The sequence below is a fragment of the Pseudomonadota bacterium genome (assembly GCA_018823135.1).
Classification (GTDB): Bacteria; Desulfobacterota; Desulfobulbia; order Desulfobulbales; family CALZHT01; genus JAHJJF01.
Map to the genome: position 1 here is coordinate 1 of JAHJJF010000075.1, position 3335 is coordinate 3335.

The window sequence follows — 3335 nt, forward strand, 5'->3', positions numbered from 1 at the left end:
CAATGAAGATCCGGTCACCGGTTCAGCACATTGCGCGCTCATTCCCTTCTGGAAATCAAAACTGCATAAAACAACCTTCCGCGCCAGGCAGGTTTCGGGGAGGGGCGGCGAACTTTTCTGCGAAGATGCCCGCAAGCGGGTGTTCATCGCGGGAAAGGCTGTCTGCTACCTCAAAGGAAGCATCTTTATATGATTTTTATCAAAATCCAAACGTCAATCACACCTTCTATTTTCCTGTAACTCTTCGGAATATAAAAAATAAAATCTCTTCACTTCTCGTTTGGTCCATAAAACCGGAAAAAATCAACCGCTACGCCTATATTTTGTTAAAAATTTCTTTTATCTTTCCTGCAAAAATGCTATCAAAAAAAGAAATTCTTTCGGAGTTTTATCGTAGGATTTTATGCCATGCCCGTTCCCTGGTTTATTATACAAATAATTTTATCCGTACGATAAGCCTGTTAAGGAGTAACACCAATGAAAACCAAGATTCTCACTGTTTACATTGCTGGGTTAATCGGTTTAGCACTCCTCTGCCAACCGGCGGGAAGTGTCGCTCAAACTTTCGACGGCACAGCCGCCCAGAAGCACGCCATTGAAATCCTGCGTTCCATGTCGATCGGGCATTTTAAAGTTTCCTGGGATGAGGAGAAACAATTTGTAAAATATCTGTCCGGAAATCTATACACGAAAAAGGGCCTCCCTCCCTCAAAACTTTCCAAACAATTTCTTTCTTCCCACAAGGAATTGTTTGGAATAGCCGACCTGACGGATCTGAAATATTCCGGCGCCCTGACCACTTCAAGCGGCAAAATGCTGACATTCTCACAACAAAAGAATGGGATTGAAGTCATCGGCGGCCAGATAAAGGTCCGGATACAAAATGGCGTTGTCTCGACCATTGCAAATCATTATGAGCCTGAGATTGCCGTCGCAACCACTCCGACAATCCATGCGGATCAAGCCCTTGCACTTGCCGGCAACAAAACAGGACTTGATACGACCACTGTCGATATCGCCCTGAAAATACTGCCCATGGACGAACATTTTTTTCTCGTACATGTCGTGAGCTTCCCATTCATCTCCGAGCCCCAACCTTCACGCTACCGAGTCTATGTCGATGCTCTTAGCGGCGAAATCCTCGCCCTGGAAAACAGGGTGATGCACACCGGCCCCACTACCGGAAGCGGCCCGGGCATTGACGGTTCAATCAAGAGTTTCGACACCTATGAAATCGACGACGTGCTCTATCTCGGAAATATCCCATTCCACGGTCTCGAGGCATACATCATTACCCACACGGCAAACAACCTGAAATCATTGCCCGGAGCGGTGGTGCAGGATACGGATCTCGATAATTACTGGGAAGACCCGGCCGCGGTTGATGCCCATTATTTTGGAAATATTGTCACCCATTTTCTCGCTGACACCTTCTCTGATGTTTCCTGGTACGGGCAAAGTGGATTCAATAAGATCGGCGGCCTTTATTCCACGGTGCATTACGGCACTGGCTATGAGAACGCCTTCTGGAACGGCAAACAGATGGTTTATGGGGACGGCGATACTACATTCCATCCTCTTTCCGGTTCCATTGATGTGGTTGCCCATGAGATTATCCATGGGGTCACCGAGGCAATCAACGATCTTAACTATTGCAGACAGCCGGGCGCCCTCAATGAATCCTGGTCCGATGTTTTCGCCATGTTCATTGCCATGGACAATGAAGTGGAATTTCCTTTCCGGATCGGTGAGGAAATCATGAAAATTGATGAAACTGCCGGTTATGAAGCTTATTATGCATTAAGACGTATGGATGATCCTGCCTTCCGGTCAGACAATTATCCGGAAAATGACTGGGACTCCTCCAGCCCCCTTAACAGCTGGGGGCAACCGGAGCATACCGATGAAATGTACAGGGCCGGCTGCTGGCCCTGGACCGATAACGGCGGGGTTCACATCAATTCCGGAATACCCAATAAGGCCGCTTACCTCATTACCACTGACATCGGCCGCGAAAAAGCCCAGCAGATTTACTATCTGGCAATGTTCTACATGGGAAAATACGCACAATTTGTTGACGCCCGGGACGCCCTTGAACAGGCAGCCTTCGATCTCTACGGAAACGGTCCTGAAATTCTTTCAATCCAAGCGGCTTTTAATAGCGTGGGAATTTATTAATTTCCCGCATTCAAACCGAGACTCTGGCAACTGCGCTGTGCCGCTTCCGGCCGTCCTGAAGTACTGTCTCGTCCCTCTCTTGTTTTCACAGGCTCGGCTCGAATGCTTGCTGGAAGAGCATTTTGTTTGCATATTGAAATAGTCGGTGTGTTCCGATATGATTACTGATATGAGGTTGTCTTCCTGCCGCTGTAAGGGGCCCCTCAAAGGTATGTTCCGGTTCCGCTACAAACCGAATACTTTTCTTCTTCATCAAGGTGAAAAATGAAAAATTTATTGAATGTATTGCTTATCCTCTGCTGTTTCTTTCCTGTTACTGCTTTTGCAGACAGCTTTTCCGAGCTTTCGTCAAAAACCAATTATCTTGATCAAGGATTTTCCATACAGCAAGCGGTTGCACTGCTTGGCGAACCCACCTGGGCGGTTACCTCGGACGATAGCGGCAGATTCTCCATTGGTAAAAAAGGTGCGGCATTGGCGCTTTATTGGAACAATCCCGGCTGCGGTCCGGTTATTGTTTTTTTTGATAAAAACCATACAGTAACCGCCTGGGATGAAGGAACTGATTTTTGCGGTGCAGGCGCAGAGGATTTCAATCCCACAGACCAGTACAACTGCACAAACCCGGACCGAATAATTTTGTGCAAATAAAACGGTTTATTTTATCAGGCCCCGTTGACCTCTTCGGGACTTATTGAGAATGTAACAATACTAATGAAGATCCTCGACGAAATCCTGCTTATCAAACTCGCTGAACAGGCAAAAACCTCTTCCCGAAAAAGAACCCACTATAATTTTCACCCTTCGCTTGAAGACAGCACTCAGAGGTTATGCGTGGTTATCGAGCCGGGAAGCTATATCCGGCCGCACCGTCATTCAAATCCTGCAAAGTGGGAACTCTTCTTCGCCTTGAAAGGCTCTGCATTAATCCTCATTTTTGACAGTTCTGGCAAGGTGATCAATCGCCAGATAATCTCCGGAACCGGACCGGCTCATGCCGCTGAAATCCCTGAAAACGCCTGGCACACCCTGACGGCCCTTGAATCCGGGACTGTTTTATTTGAGATAAAACCAGGGCCTTACGCGCCTCCTTCTCCAGATGAATTTGCCACCTGGGCGCCGGAGGAAGGCACTGCCGAAGCGCAAAAAATTGAAGC

The 3335-nt window shown here is 47.6% G+C and carries 4 protein-coding genes; all 4 read left to right on the forward strand.

What is annotated here, in order from left to right; all coding sequences use genetic code 11:
- Window positions 1–193, forward strand: a 193-nt coding sequence (locus tag KKE17_08010; GenBank protein MBU1709931.1) for a PhzF family phenazine biosynthesis protein, incomplete at its 5' end; no start/stop codon positions are given.
- Window positions 194–477: 284 nt separating this feature from the next.
- The gene (locus KKE17_08015) at window positions 478–2178 is read left to right on the forward strand and encodes a M4 family metallopeptidase (GenBank protein MBU1709932.1); all 1701 of its coding nucleotides are present in this window, start codon (window positions 478–480) and stop codon (window positions 2176–2178) included.
- Window positions 2179–2442: 264 nt separating this feature from the next.
- Window positions 2443–2829 carry a hypothetical protein gene (locus tag KKE17_08020; GenBank protein ID MBU1709933.1) on the forward strand — a complete coding sequence of 129 codons (387 nt, stop codon included), beginning with the start codon at window positions 2443–2445 and terminating at the stop codon, window positions 2827–2829.
- A 63-nt stretch (window positions 2830–2892) separates the two neighbouring features.
- Window positions 2893–3335: WbuC family cupin fold metalloprotein (locus tag KKE17_08025; GenBank protein ID MBU1709934.1), on the forward strand; the 443-nt coding region annotated here is incomplete at its 3' end.